Source organism: Nonomuraea sp. NPDC049158 (genome assembly GCF_040648335.1).
Lineage (GTDB): Bacteria > Actinomycetota > Actinomycetes > Streptosporangiales > Streptosporangiaceae > Nonomuraea.
In genome coordinates this window covers 16,585-34,970 of the sequence record NZ_JBEZDM010000007.1, presented here as the reverse complement: position 1 = coordinate 34,970, position 18,386 = coordinate 16,585, and the positions used below count along the sequence as shown (strand labels likewise).

The 18,386-nt window shown below is 71.6% G+C and carries 15 protein-coding genes; 4 read left to right on the top strand and 11 right to left on the bottom strand.

From position 1 onward, the window contains the following. Window positions 1-52: 52 nt before the first annotated feature. Together AB0B61_RS17400 and AB0B61_RS17395 are read right to left on the bottom strand one after the other, a co-directional pair. Entirely contained in the window at window positions 53-1,852 is a 1,800-nt protein-coding gene (locus AB0B61_RS17400) for a protein kinase (protein ID WP_358432487.1), read from the bottom strand. Between the two features lie 174 nt (window positions 1,853-2,026). After that, entirely contained in the window at window positions 2,027-2,551 is a 525-nt protein-coding gene (locus AB0B61_RS17395; protein ID WP_358432485.1) for an NUDIX domain-containing protein, read from the bottom strand. Window positions 2,552-2,717: 166 nt separating this feature from the next. Between AB0B61_RS17395 and AB0B61_RS17390 the strand changes: the two genes are divergently transcribed. Next, window positions 2,718-3,872, top strand: a complete 1,155-nt coding sequence (locus tag AB0B61_RS17390) for an RtcB family protein (protein ID WP_358432483.1) — start codon at window positions 2,718-2,720, stop codon at window positions 3,870-3,872. Window position 3,873: 1 nt separating this feature from the next. On the opposite strand, the gene AB0B61_RS17385 is transcribed toward AB0B61_RS17390, so the two are convergent. From AB0B61_RS17385 to zwf, 6 genes are all read right to left on the bottom strand, one after another. Continuing rightward, window positions 3,874-4,254 (bottom strand): hypothetical protein, encoded by a 381-nt coding sequence (locus AB0B61_RS17385; protein WP_358432481.1) that lies wholly within the window; start codon window positions 4,252-4,254, stop codon window positions 3,874-3,876. Between the two features lie 125 nt (window positions 4,255-4,379). Next, on the bottom strand, window positions 4,380-7,385 hold the full coding sequence (locus AB0B61_RS17380) for a BTAD domain-containing putative transcriptional regulator (RefSeq protein WP_358432479.1): 3,006 nt from the start codon (window positions 7,383-7,385) through the stop codon (window positions 4,380-4,382). A gap of 403 nt (window positions 7,386-7,788) precedes the next feature. Continuing rightward, window positions 7,789-8,400, bottom strand: a complete 612-nt coding sequence (gene eda / locus AB0B61_RS17375) for a bifunctional 4-hydroxy-2-oxoglutarate aldolase/2-dehydro-3-deoxy-phosphogluconate aldolase (RefSeq protein ID WP_358432477.1) — start codon at window positions 8,398-8,400, stop codon at window positions 7,789-7,791. Next, a complete protein-coding gene (gene glk, locus AB0B61_RS17370) occupies window positions 8,397-9,410 on the bottom strand; it encodes a glucokinase (protein ID WP_358432476.1) in 1,014 nt (337 codons plus the stop codon). Before glk ends, eda begins: the two co-directional genes overlap by 4 nt. A gap of 43 nt (window positions 9,411-9,453) precedes the next feature. Beyond that, window positions 9,454-11,394: a phosphogluconate dehydratase gene (gene edd, locus AB0B61_RS17365; RefSeq protein WP_358432474.1), complete on the bottom strand. Its 1,941-nt coding sequence runs from the start codon at window positions 11,392-11,394 to the stop codon at window positions 9,454-9,456. A gap of 41 nt (window positions 11,395-11,435) precedes the next feature. Next, window positions 11,436-12,911, bottom strand: coding sequence for a glucose-6-phosphate dehydrogenase (gene zwf, locus AB0B61_RS17360; protein WP_358432472.1), 1,476 nt, complete (start codon window positions 12,909-12,911; stop codon window positions 11,436-11,438). A gap of 142 nt (window positions 12,912-13,053) precedes the next feature. Here zwf and AB0B61_RS17355 point away from each other — a divergent pair, with 142 nt between their 5' ends. Continuing rightward, a complete protein-coding gene (locus tag AB0B61_RS17355; RefSeq protein ID WP_358432469.1) occupies window positions 13,054-14,244 on the top strand; it encodes an ROK family transcriptional regulator in 1,191 nt (396 codons plus the stop codon). 35 nt (window positions 14,245-14,279) lie between these two features. Here the strand turns inward: AB0B61_RS17355 and AB0B61_RS17350 are convergent, their stop codons facing one another. Beyond that, the gene (locus tag AB0B61_RS17350) at window positions 14,280-14,798 is read right to left on the bottom strand and encodes a hypothetical protein (RefSeq protein ID WP_358432467.1); all 519 of its coding nucleotides are present in this window, start codon (window positions 14,796-14,798) and stop codon (window positions 14,280-14,282) included. A 73-nt stretch (window positions 14,799-14,871) separates the two neighbouring features. Beyond that, window positions 14,872-15,573, bottom strand: a complete 702-nt coding sequence (locus AB0B61_RS17345; RefSeq protein WP_358432465.1) for a DUF2470 domain-containing protein — start codon at window positions 15,571-15,573, stop codon at window positions 14,872-14,874. 76 nt (window positions 15,574-15,649) lie between these two features. On the opposite strand from AB0B61_RS17345, the gene rpsD reads away from it, so the two are divergent. Then, window positions 15,650-16,264 carry a 30S ribosomal protein S4 gene (gene rpsD / locus AB0B61_RS17340; RefSeq protein WP_358433073.1) on the top strand — a complete coding sequence of 205 codons (615 nt, stop codon included), beginning with the start codon at window positions 15,650-15,652 and terminating at the stop codon, window positions 16,262-16,264. Between the two features lie 2 nt (window positions 16,265-16,266). Continuing rightward, window positions 16,267-17,523: a low temperature requirement protein A gene (locus AB0B61_RS17335; protein WP_358432463.1), complete on the top strand. Its 1,257-nt coding sequence runs from the start codon at window positions 16,267-16,269 to the stop codon at window positions 17,521-17,523. Here AB0B61_RS17335 and AB0B61_RS17330 read toward each other — a convergent pair. Next, entirely contained in the window at window positions 17,504-18,382 is an 879-nt protein-coding gene (locus AB0B61_RS17330; protein ID WP_358432461.1) for an ion transporter, read from the bottom strand. The two genes, AB0B61_RS17335 and AB0B61_RS17330, sit on opposite strands and share 20 nt — an antisense overlap. Window positions 18,383-18,386: the final 4 nt, after the last annotated feature.

The following is an 18,386-nucleotide window of genomic DNA, read 5'->3' as shown; positions in this document are numbered from 1 at the left end:
CCGCCGCCTACGGCACCACGCGACCCTGACCCGCATCCCGCCGCCTACGGTACTAATCGAGCCTGACCCGCACCCCGGTGCTCAGGCCGGAGTCGTGCAGTTCCAGCCCCGCGGGCTGGGCCTCCTTCGGCAGCTCGAACAGCAGCGCGCCGCTGAAGGACTGGCCCGGCCCGATGCGGACCGGTGTGACCTCCGCGCCCGCCTTGTCGAGCAGCTTGGTGCCGCCGTGTAACGCGGCGTCATCGTCCAGCAGTTTCTGCTGGCCGGGGTAGAGGACCCTGGCCTCCTGGCCGACGTTGTTGACCTTGACGCTCACCTGGCAGGTGCGCTGCTTCGCGCCCTTGGCTGGTTTGGGGCACTTGGTGCCTGTCACCGCGAACTTCAGCTTCCCGTCCTGTACCGGGCTGTCCGCGCCGACCGCGTCGGGGGATCTGAGCGCCCACACCAGTACGGCCAGCAGCAGCACGAACAGCACGATGGCCACCACGACGGCGGTCACACAGCCGCTGAACACGCTCCTCTTCCGCTTGACCGGGAACGCCACCGGGCCCCTCGGCCCAGGCGGCAGCGGCACCTGCCCCGTCTGATGGGCGGAAAGCGGCACCTGCCCGGTCTGGAGGGGCGGCGGCACTTGTCCCGTCTGAAGGGACGGCGGCACTTGGCTCGGCGATCTGGGCGGCGAGGCCTGGCGGGATGGCGCCTGGCGAGGAGGTCCCTGGCGGGGCGGCGGCGGTGGTGGTGGTGCCTGGGCGGGTGGGCGTGGCGCCGGCCCGCGTCCAGGCAGCGGCCCCACACCGGTCTGCTGGTGGCCTTGAGGCTGGTGGGCCGACGGCTGGTGGCTCTGGGGCTGATGCGTCGACGGTTGATGTGCCGACTGCTGGTGGGCCTGCGGTGGCGGGGTCCAGCCCGGCGGCGCCTGGCGTACCTGCGGATTGTGCGGGAACTCGGCCAGCGGCGGGAACTCCGACGGGTTCCACGAACTGCTGAGGTGGCGGGTCGCGGCGAGCTGCGCGGCCGGCTCGTCGGCCGCGCCGACGAGTTCGAGCAGCAGTTGCTTGGCCGCCGGTCGGCGCGCGGGGTCGGGGTGGATGGCCGCGGCCACCAGCCGGTCGAGCGGCGCGGGCAGGCCGCGCAGGTCCGGCGGGGCGGTGCGGGCGCGCGCCGCCATGACGTAGGCGTCGCCCTCGCCGAACGGGTGGCCGCCGAGCCCGGCGTAGGCGATCAGCGATCCCCAGGCGAACACGTCGCCCGCCGGGCTGGTGCGGCCCTCGAAGACCTGCTCGGGAGCGATCCAGCCGGGCGTGCCCATCACCATGCCCGCGTTGGTGTGGCGGGTGGAGACGTGGGACGAGCGGGCCAGCCCGAAGTCGATCACCCGCGGGCCGCCCAGCGTCAGCATCACGTTGGCGGGCTTGAGGTCGCGGTGCACCAGGCCGACGGCGTGGATCGCGGTCAGCGCCGCCGCCACGCCCACGGCCGCCGAGTGCAGCACGGACGGCGTCAGCGGGCCGTGCTCGATCAGGTGGTTCTCGAGGGAGATGCCCTCGATGTACTCGGTGACGAGGTAGAGGACCCCGTCGTGTTCGCCGTGGTCGAGGACGCGGGCCGTGCAGAACGAGGCGACCTTGCGGGCGTTGGACACCTCTTCGTGGAAGCGCGCCCGGTAGACCGGATCCGTGGTGTAGTCGCGGCGGATCGCCTTGAGCGCGACCTGTACGCCGTCGGCGGCCTTGGCCAGGTAGACGGTGCCCATGCCGCCCGAGCCGAGGCGGCTGATCAGCTCATAGGGGCCGATCGCCGACGGGTCTTCCGGCGTCAGCGGAGTGCCTGCGGAGCGCCCCTGCTGCCCCAACGTCGCTGTCCTCTCGCCTTCATTGTCCCGTTGCCTCAACCGACCGATCCTCCGCCCGGCATGCCCGTTCCCCAAGACTCTAACGGAGGAACGGGTCACCCGGTGGCCACTGAGTTTGGACGGGTTTGGGGCTCACCGTCCAGCCCGTACGGCAGGTGAGCGCCCAGTCGCCCTTCACTCCTCGGTGAGGAGGTAGAGCAGCGCGTTCATGCTGGTGCCGCAGACGATGTCGCGCTTGTCGATCAGGCGGCGGACGTCGGTGAGCGGGACCCACTCGATGCGCTCGGCCTCCCAGGGCTCCGCGGGCGGCCCGATGTGCCGGGCGCCGTCGGCGCGGAAGACGTGCTGGGCCGAGTCGGAGATGCCGTTGGACGGCTGGGTGTAGAGGAGCGGGTGCAAGGGGCCGGGGCGCCAGCCGGTCTCCTCCTCGAACTCGCGGGCGGCGGCCGCGATCGGCTCCTCGCCCTCCTCGATCCGGCCGGTCGGGATCTCCCAGCCCCACGCGTCGGTGATGAAGCGATGCCGCCAGATCAGCAGCACACGGCCCTGACCGTCGGTGACGACCGCGCCGGCTCCCGCCGCCGTACGGATGAGGCGATGGTCGAGATGCCTGCCGTCCGGGAGCTCCACGTCGGCCACGCGGACATCGAGCCAGCGGTCGGTGTAGAGCGGCTCTTCGGAGTGGACCTGCCAGCGCATGCGGCTGCTCCCAGCGTGGACGCCTGAACCGGCACCACGCTACAAGGCGACGCCCGCCACAGGGGCCCTGGGCTGCCACTCCACAGATCCTGAATTCGATAAAATGAGTGGGAATTGCCTCCTGGTCTCGCCAAACTGATCACGAACCAGCGAGGAGATCCATCCCATGCCGAACCAGCCCGCACCGAACCTGTTGTCGTGGGCCAGCGAGATCGACGAAGGCGCGATCACGCAGGCCGCTCGTGCCGCCCGCCTGCCCTTCGTCTCCGGACACGTCGCGCTCATGCCCGACGCTCATGTCGGCATCGGCGCCACGGTCGGCTCGGTCATTCCCACCGAGAACGCGATCATCCCGGCCGCCGTCGGTGTGGACATCGGCTGCGGCATGGTCGCCACCGAGACGACGCTGACGGCCGCCGACCTGCCCGACACCCTCGCCGCCCTCATGCCGATGGTCGAGCACCGCATCCCGGCCGGCGTCGGCAAGGGCCACGACGATCCGTCGATGGACCGTGCCCTCAGCGACCTCGGCCTGCCGCACACCGCTCTCAACCCGAAGCAGACCAAGAAGGTGGCCGACCAGTTCGGCACCCTGGGCTCCGGCAACCACTTCGTCGAGGTCTGCCTGGACGAGCGCGATCGGGTCTGGACGGTGCTGCACTCGGGTTCGCGCGGCATCGGCAACCAGCTCGCCCAGACGCACATCATGGGCGCGAAGAAGCTGATGAAGAAGCAGGAGATCGGCCTGGAGGACCCGGATCTGGCGTACCTGGTCCAGAGCACGCCGGAGTTCACCGCGTACATCGAGGACATGCTGTGGGCCCAGCACTACGCCATGGCCTCCCGTGCCCGGATGGACAAGGTCCTGGTCAACGCCCTGTTCCGGGTCGCGGGCCAGGGCGAGCGGGTGCGGACGATCAACTGCCACCACAACTTCACCCAGCAGGAGACCCACTACGGCAAGCCTCTGTGGATCACCCGTAAGGGAGCCATCAAGGCCGACACCGGCGACGAAGGCGTGATCCCGGGCTCGATGGGCACGCGCTCGTACATCGTGCGTGGCCGGGGGAATCCCGAGTCGTACAACTCCTGCTCGCATGGCGCGGGCCGCCGCATGTCCCGTACGAAGGCGAAGCGGGAGCTGTCAGCCGCCTCCCTGACCGCGGCGATGAGCGGCCGGACCTGGAACGCGGACCGGGCCGCCGCGCTGGTCGACGAGCATCCCGAGGCGTACAAGCCCATCGACCAGGTGATGGCGGACCAGAAGGACCTGGTGACGGTTCAGCACACCCTCCGCCAGATCTTCAACTACAAGGGCTGAGTCACCCGCGCGCCCTGGCCACCAGCGAGGTCGCCAGGGCCGCGATCAGCGGGATGAGCGTGAGGCCGACCAGGTACAGCAGGCCGACCGGCCAGAGGCCCTGGCCGCCTTCCCGCAGTTCCCTGACCACGCGCGAGGCGAAGTAGACGTAGAACGGAGCGGCGGCGAGCAGGCCCCACAGGACTCCTACCTGAGGGGCGAACCACCCGGCCAGACCGGCCAGGACCGCCAGGACGAGGAAGGCGGGCAGCAGGAAGGGCGAGTCGAAGAAGTCACGCGGCGCCCCGGCGGAGACCACGGGCGAGGTGACGACGCAGAGCGCCACGGCGACGGCTCCCACGACGACCAGGAGCAGGGCCCACACAAGGACGGAACGGGTCATGAGACTCCCCAAGAGGTGTGAAGGCCATCCTGATCGGCGACGGACCTTCCCGCCATCCGCCGCGATACTCATCCGCCGTGATGCTCCTCCGGCCTGATACACCTCCGCCGTGATACTCATCCGGCCTAGGTGGATCCCGTGAGCGCGGTCGCCTCACCGCGCGCGGTGGCGGCCGCCGTGAGGTCGCCGGCGGCGGTGTAGGCCGCCGCGAGGTCGGCCAGCGCGCCCGCCAGGAACTCCTGCCACCCCCGAGTACGCCAGAGCCTGACCGACTCCTCCAGATGGGCGACCGCCTCGTCGATCCTGCCCTCCGCCAGGTCCACCCCGCCGAGCACCCAGAGCGCGTCGGCCTGGTGGTGGGCCAGGCGGTGCGAGCGGCTCAGCATCTCGGCCGCCTCGGCCGCGGGCCGCGCCCTCGGGTCGTGGTGCCCGGCGTACAGCCTGGCCAGAGCGACCAGGCCCATCGCCTCCAGCAGCGGATCGCGGATCTGGCGGTAGATGGCCAGGGCCCTGACCAGGTACTCCAGCCCGGCGTCGAACTCCTGGGCATGGGCGTGCGCCAGGCCCAGGAACTGCAGCGTCGTCGCCTCGAAGCGCGGATTGCCGAGCTTCTCGGCCAGCTCCAGGCCCCGCAGCAGGTGCACGATGGCCATCTTGATGTCGCGCGTCCCGTACGCCACCGCCATGCACACCAGCGCCCTGGCCTGCCCGCTCTGGTGGCCGCTGCTCTCGGCCAGGGTCAAGGCGATCTGCCCGGACCGCAGGCCCTCCGCCATGTCGCCCCTGGCGGCCTCGCCCCAGGCCCGCAGGACGTACGCGTCGGACAGCCCGCGTTCCTCGCCCAGCTCGGAGAACAGGGTGATCAGCCGCTCGGCCCCCTCGTACTGCGCGGCCATGGCCTCGCCGCCGGTCTCCATCCACGTGGTGGCGTGCATGAGCCCGCGCCGGATCACCGCCTCGCCGAGCCTGTTGCCCGTCGCGAGGCAGACCTCCAGGACGCGCTCGTGCAGCCCGCGCCAGTCGTCGAACTGCCCGCACACGTCGAAGTAGCGCTCCACGCAGCAGGCGGTGTCCCAGGCGACCTCGGCCAGGCCCAGCGAGCACGCCTGGCGGATCGCCGCGATCAACGCCGTCCGCTCGGTGTCGAACCAGGCCATCGGATCCTGTACGGCCGGGCCGTCCCAGGGGGCGCCGTCGGGGGAGTTCCAGCGCGGGGCGCTGCCGTGGATGATGGCCGAGGAGGTACCCGGCACCCGCTCGGTGGCGCGTTCGGCCAGCGCGAGCCAGGCGCCGAAGGCCCGGCTCAGGGCCGCGGCCACGGCCTCGGGCTCGTCTTCGAGCTCACCGCGCTCGCGGGCGTACAGGCGGACGAGGTCGTGGAAGCGGTAGCGGGGCTGGCCCGCCGCGTCCATCCCGCTGAACAGCACGAGCTGGGTGTCCACCAGCGTCTCGACCAGTTCCTCGCCGGCCGCCACGGGAAGGTCGAGCAGCGCCCCGGCCACCCAGCCGGCGAAGTCGGGCACGTCCAGCGAGCCGAGCAGCCGGAACGCCCGGCGCGTGTCCGGATCCAGCCCCACATAGCTGAGCGCCAGGCTGGCCCGGACGGCCAGGTCACCGGTGGCGAACTGGTCCAGCCGCCGCCGCTCGTCGGTGAGCTGCCCGGCCAGGCGGGTCAGCGGCCAGTGCGGCCGGGCCACCAGGCGGGCGCCCGCCACCCGGACGGCCAGGGGTATGCCGTCCGACAGCCGGACGAGCTCGGCCGCCGCCTCCGGCTCGGCGGCCACCCGGTCGGCCCCGACGATCCTGGAGAGCAGTTGCACGCCCTGTTCGGGGTGGAGCACCGAGAGCTCGACCACGGCCGCGCCGGACAGGCCGGTCAGCCGGGTCCTGCTGGTGATGATGACGGCGCAGCCGGACGTACCGGGGAACAGCGGGCGAACCTGCTGCTCCGAGGCGGCGTTGTCGAGCACGATGAGCATCCGGCGCTCGGCCAGCCGGCTCCTGAAGACCGCGGCCCGTTCCTCGAGGCTCTCCGGCAGGGTGGGGCGCGGCACGCCGAGCGCGGTGAGGAAGGCCGCGAGCACCTGGGCGGGATCGGCGGGGGAGGACTCGGCGCCGTGCAGGTTGGTGTGCAGCTGCCCGTCCGGGTAGTGCTGGGCGATCAGATGAGCCGCGTGTACGGCCAGCGTCGTCTTGCCGACCCCGCCCATCCCCGCGATGACGTACACGCGCATGGGCCCGGGCCCCGGGGGCGGGCCGTCGCCGAGGAGGTCCGTCAGCTCGGCCAGCTGCTCGATCCGTCCGGTGAAGTCGGAGATGTCGGCCGGTAACTGGGCGGGGGAGCGGGGGGAGGGGGCGTCCGAGGGAGCGGTGGCGGACTCGACGGGCAGGGTGCCCGTGAGGATGGCCTGGTGCAGGCGCCGGAGCTCGGCGCCGGGATCGAGGCCGAGCTCGGTGGCGAAGACCCGGCGGGCGTCGCGGTAGGTGGCCAGCGCCTCCGCCTGGCGGCCCGACCTGGCCAGGGCGAGCATGAGCTGCCGGCGCGGCCGTTCCCGCAGGGGGTGCTCGCCGACCAGCCCGGTCAGCTCGGCGACCAGCTCGGCGTGCGTCCCGCGGGCCAGATCCGCCTCGATCCGGTTCTCCAGCGCGATCAGCCGCTCCTCCTCCAGGCGGTGCGCGTGGTCGCTGAGCCCGACGGTCAGGTTCAGCTCCGCGTACACGGGACCGCGCCACAGGTCCAGCGCCTGCTTGAGCAGCTCGGCGGCCCGTTCGTGCTCTCCGGCGGACAGGGCGCTCCTGCCCTGCTCGGCCAGCTCCTCGAACCGGTCCGCGTCGAGCTCGCCCGGATGGAGGGTGAGGACGTAGCCCGCGGCGGTGCGGGTGATCCGGTCATGGCCCAGCGTCCTGCGGAGCTGGTGCACGTAGAGCCGGAGGTTGTCCGGCGCGGTGCGGGGCGGGCTCTGGCCCCAGAGCGCCTGGATGAGCGTGGCGGGAGGAACGGGGCGCCCCGGACGGCAGAGGAGTTCGGCGAGCAGGGCACGCTGCTTTCCGGCGCCGAGAGGTAGGGACTGGGCATCGGCCGAAATGTCAAGCGGCCCCAGAACGGCGAACTCCATCGCGCCCCCGGACAAGACTAAAGTGCACAAAGAAGATCAAAGTCGCTTAAATGTGCACGATGGTTCTTTTCCCGTCAACCCATGCAACGCCAACATCGACGGAAGCCTTCATGACGGCTCCCGCCGATGTCAAGCCCGATTGTCAGCCGGGCACGGCGAGGAAGAAGTTCAGGGTGATGGAGTCGCGGGTTCCCTTCCGGAAATCAAATGTGGCGGCTGAAGGGGTCGTACGTGAAGCCGGGAGTGATCACTATGCTCTCCGAGTAGGCACCGGGCGTCAGTGGCAGGGTGACGGGGAGCGGTGGCCCCCAAAGCTTCTTGAACACCGTCTACCTCCGCTGCGACGCGATAAGCCAGTCAGGATCAGGCTGCTCAGCGGCTGTATAGGTGCCGTATAGATCGCGTTGGGGTGGATGCCTCAGCCGAGGGCGGCGGCCTCGGAGGCCAGCTTCTCCACCCGGCCCCAGTCGCCCGCGGCCAGGGCGTCGGCCGGGGTCAGCCAGGTGCCGCCGACGCAGCCGACGTTCGGCAGCGCGAGGTAGTCGGGCGCGGTGGCCGGCCTGATGCCGCCCGTGGGGCAGAACCGCACGTCCGGCAGCGGCGCCGACAGCGCCTTCAGGTACGCCACGCCGCCCGCGGGCTCGGCGGGGAAGAACTTCAGCTCCTTCAGGCCCCGCTCGGCCAGCGCCATCGCCTCGGAGGCGGTCGCCGCGCCCGGCAGGTACGGCAGCCCGCTCGCGTCCAGCGCGTCGGCCAGGGTCAGCGTCGTCCCGGGCGAGACCAGGAACTTCGCCCCAGCCGCCAAAGACGCCGCAATGTCAGCAGAAGTCCGGATCGTTCCGGCGCCGACCGTGGCCTCCGGCACCTCTTCGGCGATCCTGGCGATGGCTTCCAGCGCGCCCGCCGTACGCAGGGTCACCTCGATGACCGGCAGGCCGCCCGCGACGAGCGCCCGCGTCAGCGGCACAGCCGTCTCCACGTCGTCGATCACCACGACGGGGATGACAGGGGCGAGATCGAGCAGGCTCATGACAGTTCTCTCCTCAATGGGTACAGCTCAGTGACCCGGCCGCCCGAAGGCAGCCGCTCGCCTGCGGCGCGCTGCGCCAGCCAGGCGGCGGCGCCCGTCAGCGCCGGTTGCGTGGCGACGATGAGCGTGGTCGCGATGGTCGACAGGTAGCCGGACATGTCCGGGTTGTCGATGAATCTGGCTCGGAAGTCGCTGGCACGCACGCGCTCCACGATACGGGGCAGCACTCCGCCGCCGAGATAGACGCCACCCCGGGCCCCGAGCGTCAGCGCCACGTTCCCGGCGAAACTCCCCAGCATCCCGCAGAACACCTCGACCGTCTCCGCGCACAGCGAGTCGTCCAGCCGCGCCACGATGTCCGCCGACGACAGGCGAGGCGCGTCGACGCCGTTGACCTCGGCGAGCGCCCGGTGCAGCACCACCAGGCCGGGGCCCGACAGCACGTGCTCGGCCACCACGTGGTCCAGGCCTCCGGCGCGGAGCACCCGGACGATCTCCCGCTCCCGGTCGTCGCGCACCGGCACCGTGACGTGCCCGCCCTCGCCGGAGATCGGCGTCCAGCCGCCGTCGGTGGGCACCAGCCCGGCGACGCCGAGCCCGGTGCCGGGCCCGAGCACGGCCTTGACGCCGTGGGCGGGTTCCGGGCCGCCCAGGGACGCCAGGTCGGCGGGCTCCAGACGGGGCAGCGAGACGGCCAGCGCCTCGAAGTCGTTCAGCAGCATCGTGTACGGCAGGCCGAGGTCGCTCGCCGAGCCGCTCCAGGCCGAGTTCGTCAGCGCGTAGCGGTCATCCTCGACGGGTCCGGCCAGGGCCAGGCACGCCGCTCCCGGCCGCACTCCGCCCGCGTGCTGCGCGAGGTAGGCGGCTACGGCTTCCGGGAGAGTGGCGTAGTCGGCCCCCGCCAGGACCGCGACGTGCGACGGCCGCGCTCCCGGCGAGGTGACCAGCCCGAACCGGGCATTGGTGCCGCCGATGTCGGCGACCAGCCACGGCGGATCGAACGCGCTCACGACGGCTCGCCGACGTGCCAAGGACCATCAACGAACAAGGGGCTCACCTGGCGATGCTCGCGTGCCGCCCGCGAGGGGCGCCCGACTCCAGGTGCGAGGCGCCCGCCTCGGCGGGGAAGCCGAGCCCGGGGCCGTGGTCCGGCGACTCGGCGCCGCTGATCCCGAAGATCCCCGCCCCCTGCTCCGCGTGCCCCGCCATGCGGCGGAACGTCGCGAACAGCTCGCGCCCGGTCCCCACCCACTGCGCGTCGCTCAGCGGCCGGCCGCCGGGCGTCCGCCGGGCCAGCTCCTCGGCCGGGACCAGCACTTCCAGCGTCCCCGCCGCCGAGTCGAGCCTGATCACGTCGCCCTCGCGGACCAGCGCGATCGGCCCGCCGTCCGCCGCCTCGGGCGACAGGTGGATGGCCGCGGGCACCTTGCCGGAGGCGCCCGACATGCGGCCGTCGGTCACGATCGCCACCCGCTGCCCCCGATCGAGGAGCACGGCCAGCGGCGGCGTGAGCTTGTGCAGCTCGGGCATGCCGTTCGCGCTCGGCCCCTGGTAGCGGATGACCGCGACGAAGTCCTGCCCGTCCAGCTCACCCGCCTCGAAGGCGCGCAGCAGCTCGAGCTGGTCGTCGAACACCTTGGCCGGGGCCTCGATCACCAGGTGCTCGGCCTTGACCGCCGACACCTTGCTGACGGCCCGGCCCAGGTTGCCCTCGACCATGTGGATGCCGCCGTCGGCGGAGAACGGCGCGGCCACCGGCCGCAGCACGTCGAGGTCGGCGCTGCCGCCGGACACCTCCGACCAGGTCAGCTTCCCGTCGGCCAGCGTCGGGGCCGACCGGTAGTGGTCCAGCCCGCGCCCCGCCACGGTCAGCACGTCGGCGTGCAGCAGGCCCTCGTCCAGCAGGTCGCCGATGAGCACCTGCATGCCGCCGGCGTCGCGGAAGTGGTTCACGTCCGCCTGGCCGTTCGGGTAGATCTTGGTCAGCGAGGGCACCGCGGCCGACAGGCAGGCCAGGTCGTCCCAGGTCAGGACGATGCCCGCGGCGGCGGCCATGGCGACCAGGTGCAGCGTGTGGTTGGTGGAGCCGCCGGTGGCCAGCAGCGCCACGCAGGCGTTCACGATCGACTTCTCGTCGACCAGCTCGCCGACGGGGGTGTACTCGGGGCCGTGCGCGGTGATCTCCACCGCCCGGCGCCCGGCCGCCTCGGTCAGCGCGTGCCGCAGCTCGGTGTGCGGGTTGACGAACGTCGAGCCCGGCAGGTGCAGGCCCATGACCTCCATCAGCGCCTGGTTGGAGTTGGCGGTGCCGTAGAAGGTGCAGGTGCCGGGGGAGTGGTACGACTTGGCCTCGGCGTCGAGCAGTTCCTCCCGGCCCACCTTGCCCTCGGCGAACAGCTGCCGGGTGCGGGCCTTGACCTTGTTCGGCAGCCCGGAGGTCATCGGGCCGGCCGGCACGAAGATCGCGGGCAGGTGCCCGAAGTGCAGCGCCCCGATCAGCAGGCCCGGCACGATCTTGTCGCAGACGCCCAGCAGCAGCGAGGCGTCGAACATGTCGTGCGACAGCGCGATCGCGGCCGCCATGGCGATCACGTCCCGGCTGTAGAGCGACAGCTCCATACCGGCGCGGCCCTGGGTGATGCCGTCGCACATCGCGGGCACACCGCCCGCGACCTGCGCCACGCCACCGGCCGCGCGCACGGCCGCCTTCAACTCGGCCGGGTACGTCTCGTACGGCTGGTGGGCCGAGAGCATGTCGTTGTAGCTGGTCACGATCGCCACGCCGGGCTTGGCCGTACCCATGAGGAGCGGCTTGTCGGCGGCCGGCGCGGCGGCGAAGCCGTGTGCCAGGTTCGCGCAGCCGAGGTGCGCGCGGGCCGGGCCCTTGGCGCGGGCGGCTTCACCTTCGCGCCGGATCCGGTCCAGGTAGACGGTACGGCTGGCTCGGCTGCGCTCGATGATCCGGTCGGTGATCTCCTGGACGACGGGGTGCATCGACCCTCCTTCAGCGGGTCCTCGACCCCAAGTCGGCTTGCTCACGCTTGGTCCTCCTCGTGCCACTCGCGACCGCTGCGGGCGAGCAGCTCGTGGGCGCCCGCCGGTCCGGTGGACCCGGCGGGGTAGGGCTCGGGCAGTTCGGCGGACGACTCCCAGGCGGCCAGGATCGGGTCGATCCACTGCCAGGCGGCGGCCACCTCGTCACGGCGCATGAACAGCGTCGGGTTGCCCGCCAGCACGTCCATGAGCAGCCGCTCATAGGCCTCGGGTACGCGGGCGGTGAACGTCTTGCCGAAGCTGAGGCTCAGCGGCACCGGCTTGAGCGCCACCTCGCCCGCTCCCGGCTCCTTGGCCATGATGTGCAGCTCGATGCCCTCTTCCGGCTGCAGCCGCAGGACGAGGCGGTTCGGCGAGCCGCCGGGGTAGATGGAGTGCGGCACGTCCTTGAACTGCACCACGATCTCCGACGTCCGGCGCGGCAGGCGCTTGCCGGTGCGCAGGTAGAACGGCACCCCGGCCCACCGCCAGTTCTTGACCTCGGCGCGGATCGCGGTGAACGTCTCCACCCGCCGTGACGCCTCGGTGGGCGCGGTGGAGGCGGGCTCGTCCAGGTAACCGGGCATTTCGTCGGCCTCGGTGTACTGGCCGCGCACGGTGAAGCGGTCGACCTCGGTGCCGGTGATGGGCCGCAGCGCCTGGAGCACCTTCACCTTCTCGTCGCGGATCGCCTCGCGGTCGTTGCGGGCCGGCGGCTCCATGGCGGTCATGCAGAGCAGCTGGAGCAGGTGGTTCTGGACCATGTCGCGCAGCGCGCCGGCCTGGTCGTAGTAGCCGCGCCGGCCGGGCGTGCCGACGGTCTCGGCGGCGGTGATCTGCACGTGGTCGATCCAGAGGGAGTTCCAGATCGGCTCCAGGAAGGCGTTGGCGAAGCGGAGCACGAGCAGGTTCTGCACGGTCTCCTTGCCCAGGTAGTGGTCGATGCGGTAGATCTGCGCCTCGTCGAAGATGGCGCCGACCTCCTCGTTGATCCGCTGGGCGCTGGCCAGGTCGCGGCCGAGCGGCTTCTCCAGCACCACCCGCGAGCGCGGCGTCACCAGGCCCGCCTGGTCCAGATCGCGGCAGAACGGCCCGAACGTCATCGGCGGGCTGGCCAGGTAGAACACCCGGTCGCGCTGCTCGTGCCCGCCCAGCAGGGTGGCCAGCGCGCTCCAGCCGGACCGGTTCGTGCCGCCCACGTCGACGGACACGTGGTGCAGGCGGCCGAGGAAGCGCTGCCACGCGCCGAGGTCGGCCGGGACCCGGTCCCGTACCTCGGCGTCCACCTTGCCGCGGAAGTCCTCGTCGGTCAGGCCGCCCCGGGACATGGCGATGATCCGCGTCTCGGGCGAGAGCCGGCCCTCCACGTCGCTGTGGTAGAGCGCCGGGAGCAGCTTGCGCATGGACAGGTCGCCGGTGCCGCCGAAGACGACGAGGTCGGCGGCGTACGCGGTGGCGGGGGTGGGAGAGGGGGACACGGCTGGGAACTCCGATGATCTACCAAGCAGGGACAGAACGGACACTAGCCAGAGTTGCGTATCTACACAAGCAGAGTTTTGCTATTTGAGATAAAAAAGTCGAGACTTTTCATTACCTAACCTCCTGTGATTCACTTGGCGGATGCCTCGACGTACGGCCGCGACGCTCGCCACGAGTGGCGAGGTGCTCCGCCTCATCCGCACCGGTGAGGCCGTGACGCGCGCGGATCTGGGCCGGGTGACCGGTCTGTCCCGCCCCGCGGTGCAGCTGCGGGTCGGTGAGCTGCTCGACCGCGGTCTGGTCGTGGAACGGGCCGACGCGCCGTCCACCGGCGGCCGGCCGCCGGTCCGCCTGGAGTTCAACGCCGTCGGCGGCGTGGTGCTGGTGGCCGCGCTCGGCGCCAGCCGTACGCGGGTGGCGGTCTGCGACCTGGCGGGCCGCGAGATCGAGGGGCGCGACTTCGCCATCGACGTCGAGCAGGGTCCCGACGTGGTGCTGCCGCTCGTCATGGACACCTGGGACGAACTACTCGGCGACCGGCCCCGCTCGATGCTGCGGGGCGTGGGCATGGGCGTGCCCGCCACGGTCGAGTTCGCGCAGGGGCGCACCGAGAGCGCCAGGGTGATGGCCTCGTGGACGGGCGTGGTGATCCCGCCGGTGGTCCGCGAGCGCTTCCCGGTGCCCGTACTCATCGACAACGACGTGAACCTGCTGGCCATCGGCGAGCACCGGGGCGCCTATCCCGACCTGGACGACCTGATGTTCGTCAAGGTGTCCACCCGGATCGGCGCCGGTGTCATAGCGGGCGGCAAGATCCTGCGCGGCGCGCTCGGCGCGGCGGGCGAGATCGGCCACATCCCCGTGCGCGACGGCGGTGGCGTGCTCTGCCGCTGCGGCAACATCGACTGCGTCGACTCGGTCGCCAGCGGCACCGCGCTGCTGCGCGACCTGCGGGCCGCGGGCAAGGACGTCAAGACCATCGCCGACGTGACCACGCTGGTGCGCGCCGGGGACGCCGAGACGATGGCGATCGTCCGCGAGGCGGGCCGCCAGATCGGCGAGGTCCTGTCCGTGGCCGTCAACATCCTCAACCCGTCGATCGTGGTGCTCGGCGGTGACGTGGCCGAGGCGTTCGGGCCGCTGGTGTCGAGCATCCGCGAGGTCGTCTACCGCCGCTCCACCGCGCTGGCCACCCGCCGGCTGCGCATCGAGCCCAGCAGGCTGGGCGCCGGGGCGGGCATCAGCGGGTGCGCGGTCATGGTCCTCGACCACGTGCTCTCGCCGGACGCCGTCGACGAGAGCATGATCAGCCGCCTCAAGGTCACGTCCTGACGGTCACCTTCTGACAGTCGGCGGCGGCCAGGTCCTCACCGGTGGGAATGCCGGTTCGGCCAGGGCTTCTTCGTCTTGCGCGGTGGCGTGTTCCGGTCCGAGGGGGTGATCGTCGGTGGCTGCGTGTGACCCATGGCCGCCTCGGGCAGCGCCGGCTGCGGCGTGGCGATGGCCGTGCGGCCGGGCCACGGAGTCGGTGACGCGCTCTGGGTGGGGCTCGCCTGAGGGCGCGGGGTGCCGGTCGCCCGGGTGGCGTCAGGGGTGGCCGGTGCGGTCCTCTTGGCGCGGCGCGTGGGTGCGGGGTTCGCGGGGGGCGGCGTGGACTGGACCGGACGCGTGACCGGGACGCGATAGCGGGCGAGCTTCGACTCGATCACTCCCGGCTCGCGCCGTCCCGGGCCCGGGTGGTGGCCACGGTCGGGCAGGCCGGCCATGGTGAGCTGCGTCCCGGTGAAGACGCCGCCGACGAGGATCGCCGCGGTGGCCAGCATCAGACAACCGGCCATCAATCCGGCGACCATCAGAATCCGCCTGCGCCGCTCCGTGTGGTCCACAGGCGCCGATGATAGTAACTCGGAGCCCCATCTCGAGGGACTCCCGGCGAATCGTGATCAAGTTCCCCGGCGATCAGCACGCGCACAGCAGGCCGCGCAGCGCGGTCTCCAGGCAGAGCGCGGTGTGCGCGGGCGTCGGCCAGGCGAAGCGTACGAGCTGCTCGTCCGCCCGGACCGTCGCGCCGTAGCGGTCCAGCTCCCACAGCCACACGTCCCCGGCGTCCCCGCCCAGCCGCTTGGCCACCCCGCCCGCGAGCTGGGCCCGGTGTGATTCGTTGATGTGGGCCAGCACCCGCTCGGCGGTGGTGGCCAGCGGGTCGGGGGCGGCGTCGAGGTAGTCGTCGGCGTCCAGCACCCCGGAGTCGTGCCCGGTCAGGTACACCACCTGGCCGACGTCGAGCCGCAGCAGCCGGGGCGCGTCCGGCCGGCCGTACCTCTCCAGCGCCTCGAACAGGGCCTCGTCGGCCGTGTGCGCCGCGACCGCGACGGCGGCCCCGCGCGCCTCGCTCTCGGGCACCGCCTGCGCCCATCCCTGCACCTCGATCAGACCGCGGGGATGCGACACCTGGCCGAGCACGCGCATGGCGGTCAGGTTCACCGCCACGACGGCGTCGTCACGCAGGCCGTGCAGCACCTCGCCCGGCCGGACCAGCAGCACCGGGCGGCCCCGCTCGTCGACCCCGCCGCGGGCGGGCGTGGGGGCGCCGTCGACGGACAGCCGGGCGACGCTCGCCGACGCGGCAAGAGTGCGGATCCGCTCGGGGATCGTGAGCATGGCGCCTCCTTGAGATCTCACTTAGCTATAGGTTAGCCTTACCTAAGTAAGGACTACCTAACCACATGAGGTGAACGTGCGCTACACCGGTCCGAAGGTGCGACTGTCACGTCGCGCGGGCGTCCCGCTGACCAAGAAGGCCGTCCGCTACTTCGAGCAGCGCCCCTATCCGCCGGGCGAGCACGGCCGCAAGACCAACCGCCGCAACTCCGGCGACTACGGCCTGCGGCTGCTGGAGAAGCAGAAGCTGCGCTGGTACTACGACGTGTCGGAGCGGCAGCTGCGCCGCTACTGGGACCTCGCCGTGCGCAAGCCGAGCGCGTCGGGCGCCGAGCTGGTCACGCTGCTGGAGACCCGCCTGGCCTCGCTGGTGCTGCGGGCCGGCCTGGCACCGTCGATCTACGCGGCCAGGCAGTACGTCAACCACGGCCACATCGCCGTCGACGGCCGCAAGGTGGACATCCCCAGCTACCTGGTCAAGCCCGGCCAGGTCATCACCGTGCGGGAGCGCTCGCGCCGGATGCAGCCGTTCGTGGCCGCCGCCGAGGGCGTGCACGCCGACGAGCGGATCGCTCCCTACCTGTCCGTCGATCATTCCGAGCTGCGGTTCACGCTGGTCAGCAGGCCCGAGCGCGAGCAGATCAGCGTCCCGGTGGACGAGCAGCTGGTCGTGGAGTTCTATTCTCGTTAGCCGTGAGCGATGTAGGAGCCGCGAGTGCCGCAGGTGATGGCGGAATCGCGAGTGGCGTGGGTGAGCGGCATGCCAGCTGGCTGGAGTTGTTCTTCGACCTCGTCGTGGTGGTGGCGGTCGCGCAGCTGGCGCACCGCCTGCAGCACCCGACCTGGGGGGATGTGGCGCTGTTCGTCATCCTCTACTACGCGGTGTGGAGCATCTGGACGTCCCTGACGCTCTACTCCAATGTCCGCGCAGAGAAGACGCACCTGCGCAGCATGCTGATCGGGATGTTCGGCATAGCGGTCATGGCGGCGGCGGCCCCCGACGTCGCCCACACCATCCCCGGCGTGGGCACGCACGACAAGTGGTTCATCGCCGCCTACATCGCCTGCCGGGTCAGCGCCTCCCGGTCGATCCAGGCGGCCAGCACGGTGATGACCGCCTGGCCCGCGGCCCAGCTCGGCGCGGGCCTCACGCCGTGGTTCGCCTCGCTCGGGGTGGAGGGCGAGTGGCGCTACTACCTGTGGGGCCTCGGCATCGCGCTGGACGTCACCTTCTCCATCCTGCAGAGCCGCCGGCCGGAGCGGTTGGTCAAGGAGATGACGGCACAGGCCGACCGGCTCAGGGCGCGTGAGCTGCGCCGGGCGGCCAGGGGCGGGAAGATCTTGGAGGCGCGCTACCTGGAGGCGCCGAAGGTCGCCGTGCTCGACTCGGCGCACCTGGCCGAGCGGCTCGGGCTGTTCGTCATCATCGTGCTGGGCGAGGCCGTCATGCAGGTGGTGATCGCCTCCTCCGGGCTCAGCTGGGACTGGCCGCTCGGCCTGGCCGCCGTGGCCGGGTTCGGGCTGATCGTGTCGTTGTGGTGGCTCACCCTCCAGTACGGCCTGAGCGCCGTACCCGAGATCCACGAGCGGGGGCTCAAGCCGTACATCGCGCTGCCCGCGCACTACGCCATGACGGCGGGCATCACCGCGACCGCGGCGGGGCTCGGCGTGGTGGCGTCCGCGCCCGCCGAGCATCTGCACGGCGGGATCTCGTGGGTGCTGTGCGGTGGCCTGGCCGTCTACTTCGCCGCCTCCACCGTGCTCGGCCTGGCCAGCCGCGCCGGGCGCCGGTGGATCTGGGGCTGGGCCGTGCCCTCGATCGTGGTGCCGCTGCTGGTCGCCGCGATCGCGGGCCTGGTGCCGGCGTGGAGTGTGGTGGCGCTGCTGCTGGTGGTCGCCCTCTGGCGGGTGGTCTACAAGCCCGCCGCGCCTACCGCCGTCCCCGCTTAGCCGAGCGGCCGTTGCCTCCGCCCCCGCCCCCGCCTCCGCCTCCGTTTTGTCGAGCGGCCACCTCGTAGTCGAGCTCCTTCCGCTCTTCGCGCAGTTCGGTGACCTCTTTGCGGAGCGCCGTCAGCTCGGCCAGGATCATTTGGAGCGAAGCCGCGTTGTCGACGTCCTGCTCCGCGCGCTCGGCGGCCGACTCCTCCTCCATGGCGCTCACCACGACGGCCATGAACAGGTTGAGCACGACGAACGTGCAGACCAGGATGAAGATCGTGAAGAAGATCCAGGCGGTGGGGTGGGTGTTCATCACCTCTCTGGCGATGTTGCCCCAGTCGTCGCCCGTCATCGTCTGGTAGAGGGTGAACAGCGAGGTGGGCAGGCTGCCGAAGCGGTTCGGCGCCGTGTCGCCGTACAACTTGGTGGCCATGACGGCGGCCACGTACAGGACTAGGGAGAGCAGCAGCACGATCGAGCTCATGCCGGGCATCGCGCGCAGCAGGGCCGAGACGACCCGGCGCAGGCTGGGCACCACCGACAGCAGGCGCAGCGCCCGCAGGATACGCAGGGACCGCAGCACCGACAGGCCGCTGGTGAAGGGGGCCAGGGCGATCGCCACGATCACGGTGTCGAAGATGTTCCACGGATCGCGCGGGAAGCGCGAGCGCTCGACGTAGATCTTCGCGAGCAGTTCGGCCACGAAGATGTAGAGCGCCGCGTGATCGACCACGGTCAGCAGGTGACCGTAGTTCTCGACCACGGCAGGCACGGTTTCGAGGCCGAGGGTGGCCGCGTTGAGCAGGATGACGCCGACGATGAACCGCTGGAAACGCTGGTGCTCGACGAAGGCTCGGGTGCGTTCACGCACGGGG

Excerpts from the sequence above, each read along its gene's own strand:
- AB0B61_RS17395 (WP_358432485.1), bottom strand. The coding sequence starts at position 2,551 with ATGCGCTGGCAGGTCCACTCCGAAGAGCCGCTCTACACCGACCGCTGG.
- eda (WP_358432477.1), bottom strand. The coding sequence starts at position 8,400 with ATGAGCCTGCTCGATCTCGCCCCTGTCATCCCCGTCGTGGTGATCGAC.
- AB0B61_RS17355 (WP_358432469.1), top strand. The coding sequence starts at position 13,054 with ATGCCTCGACGTACGGCCGCGACGCTCGCCACGAGTGGCGAGGTGCTC.
- AB0B61_RS17385 (WP_358432481.1), bottom strand. The coding sequence starts at position 4,254 with ATGACCCGTTCCGTCCTTGTGTGGGCCCTGCTCCTGGTCGTCGTGGGA.
- AB0B61_RS17345 (WP_358432465.1), bottom strand. The coding sequence starts at position 15,573 with ATGCTCACGATCCCCGAGCGGATCCGCACTCTTGCCGCGTCGGCGAGC.
- edd (WP_358432474.1), bottom strand. The coding sequence starts at position 11,394 with ATGCACCCCGTCGTCCAGGAGATCACCGACCGGATCATCGAGCGCAGC.
- AB0B61_RS17390 (WP_358432483.1), top strand. The coding sequence starts at position 2,718 with ATGCCGAACCAGCCCGCACCGAACCTGTTGTCGTGGGCCAGCGAGATC.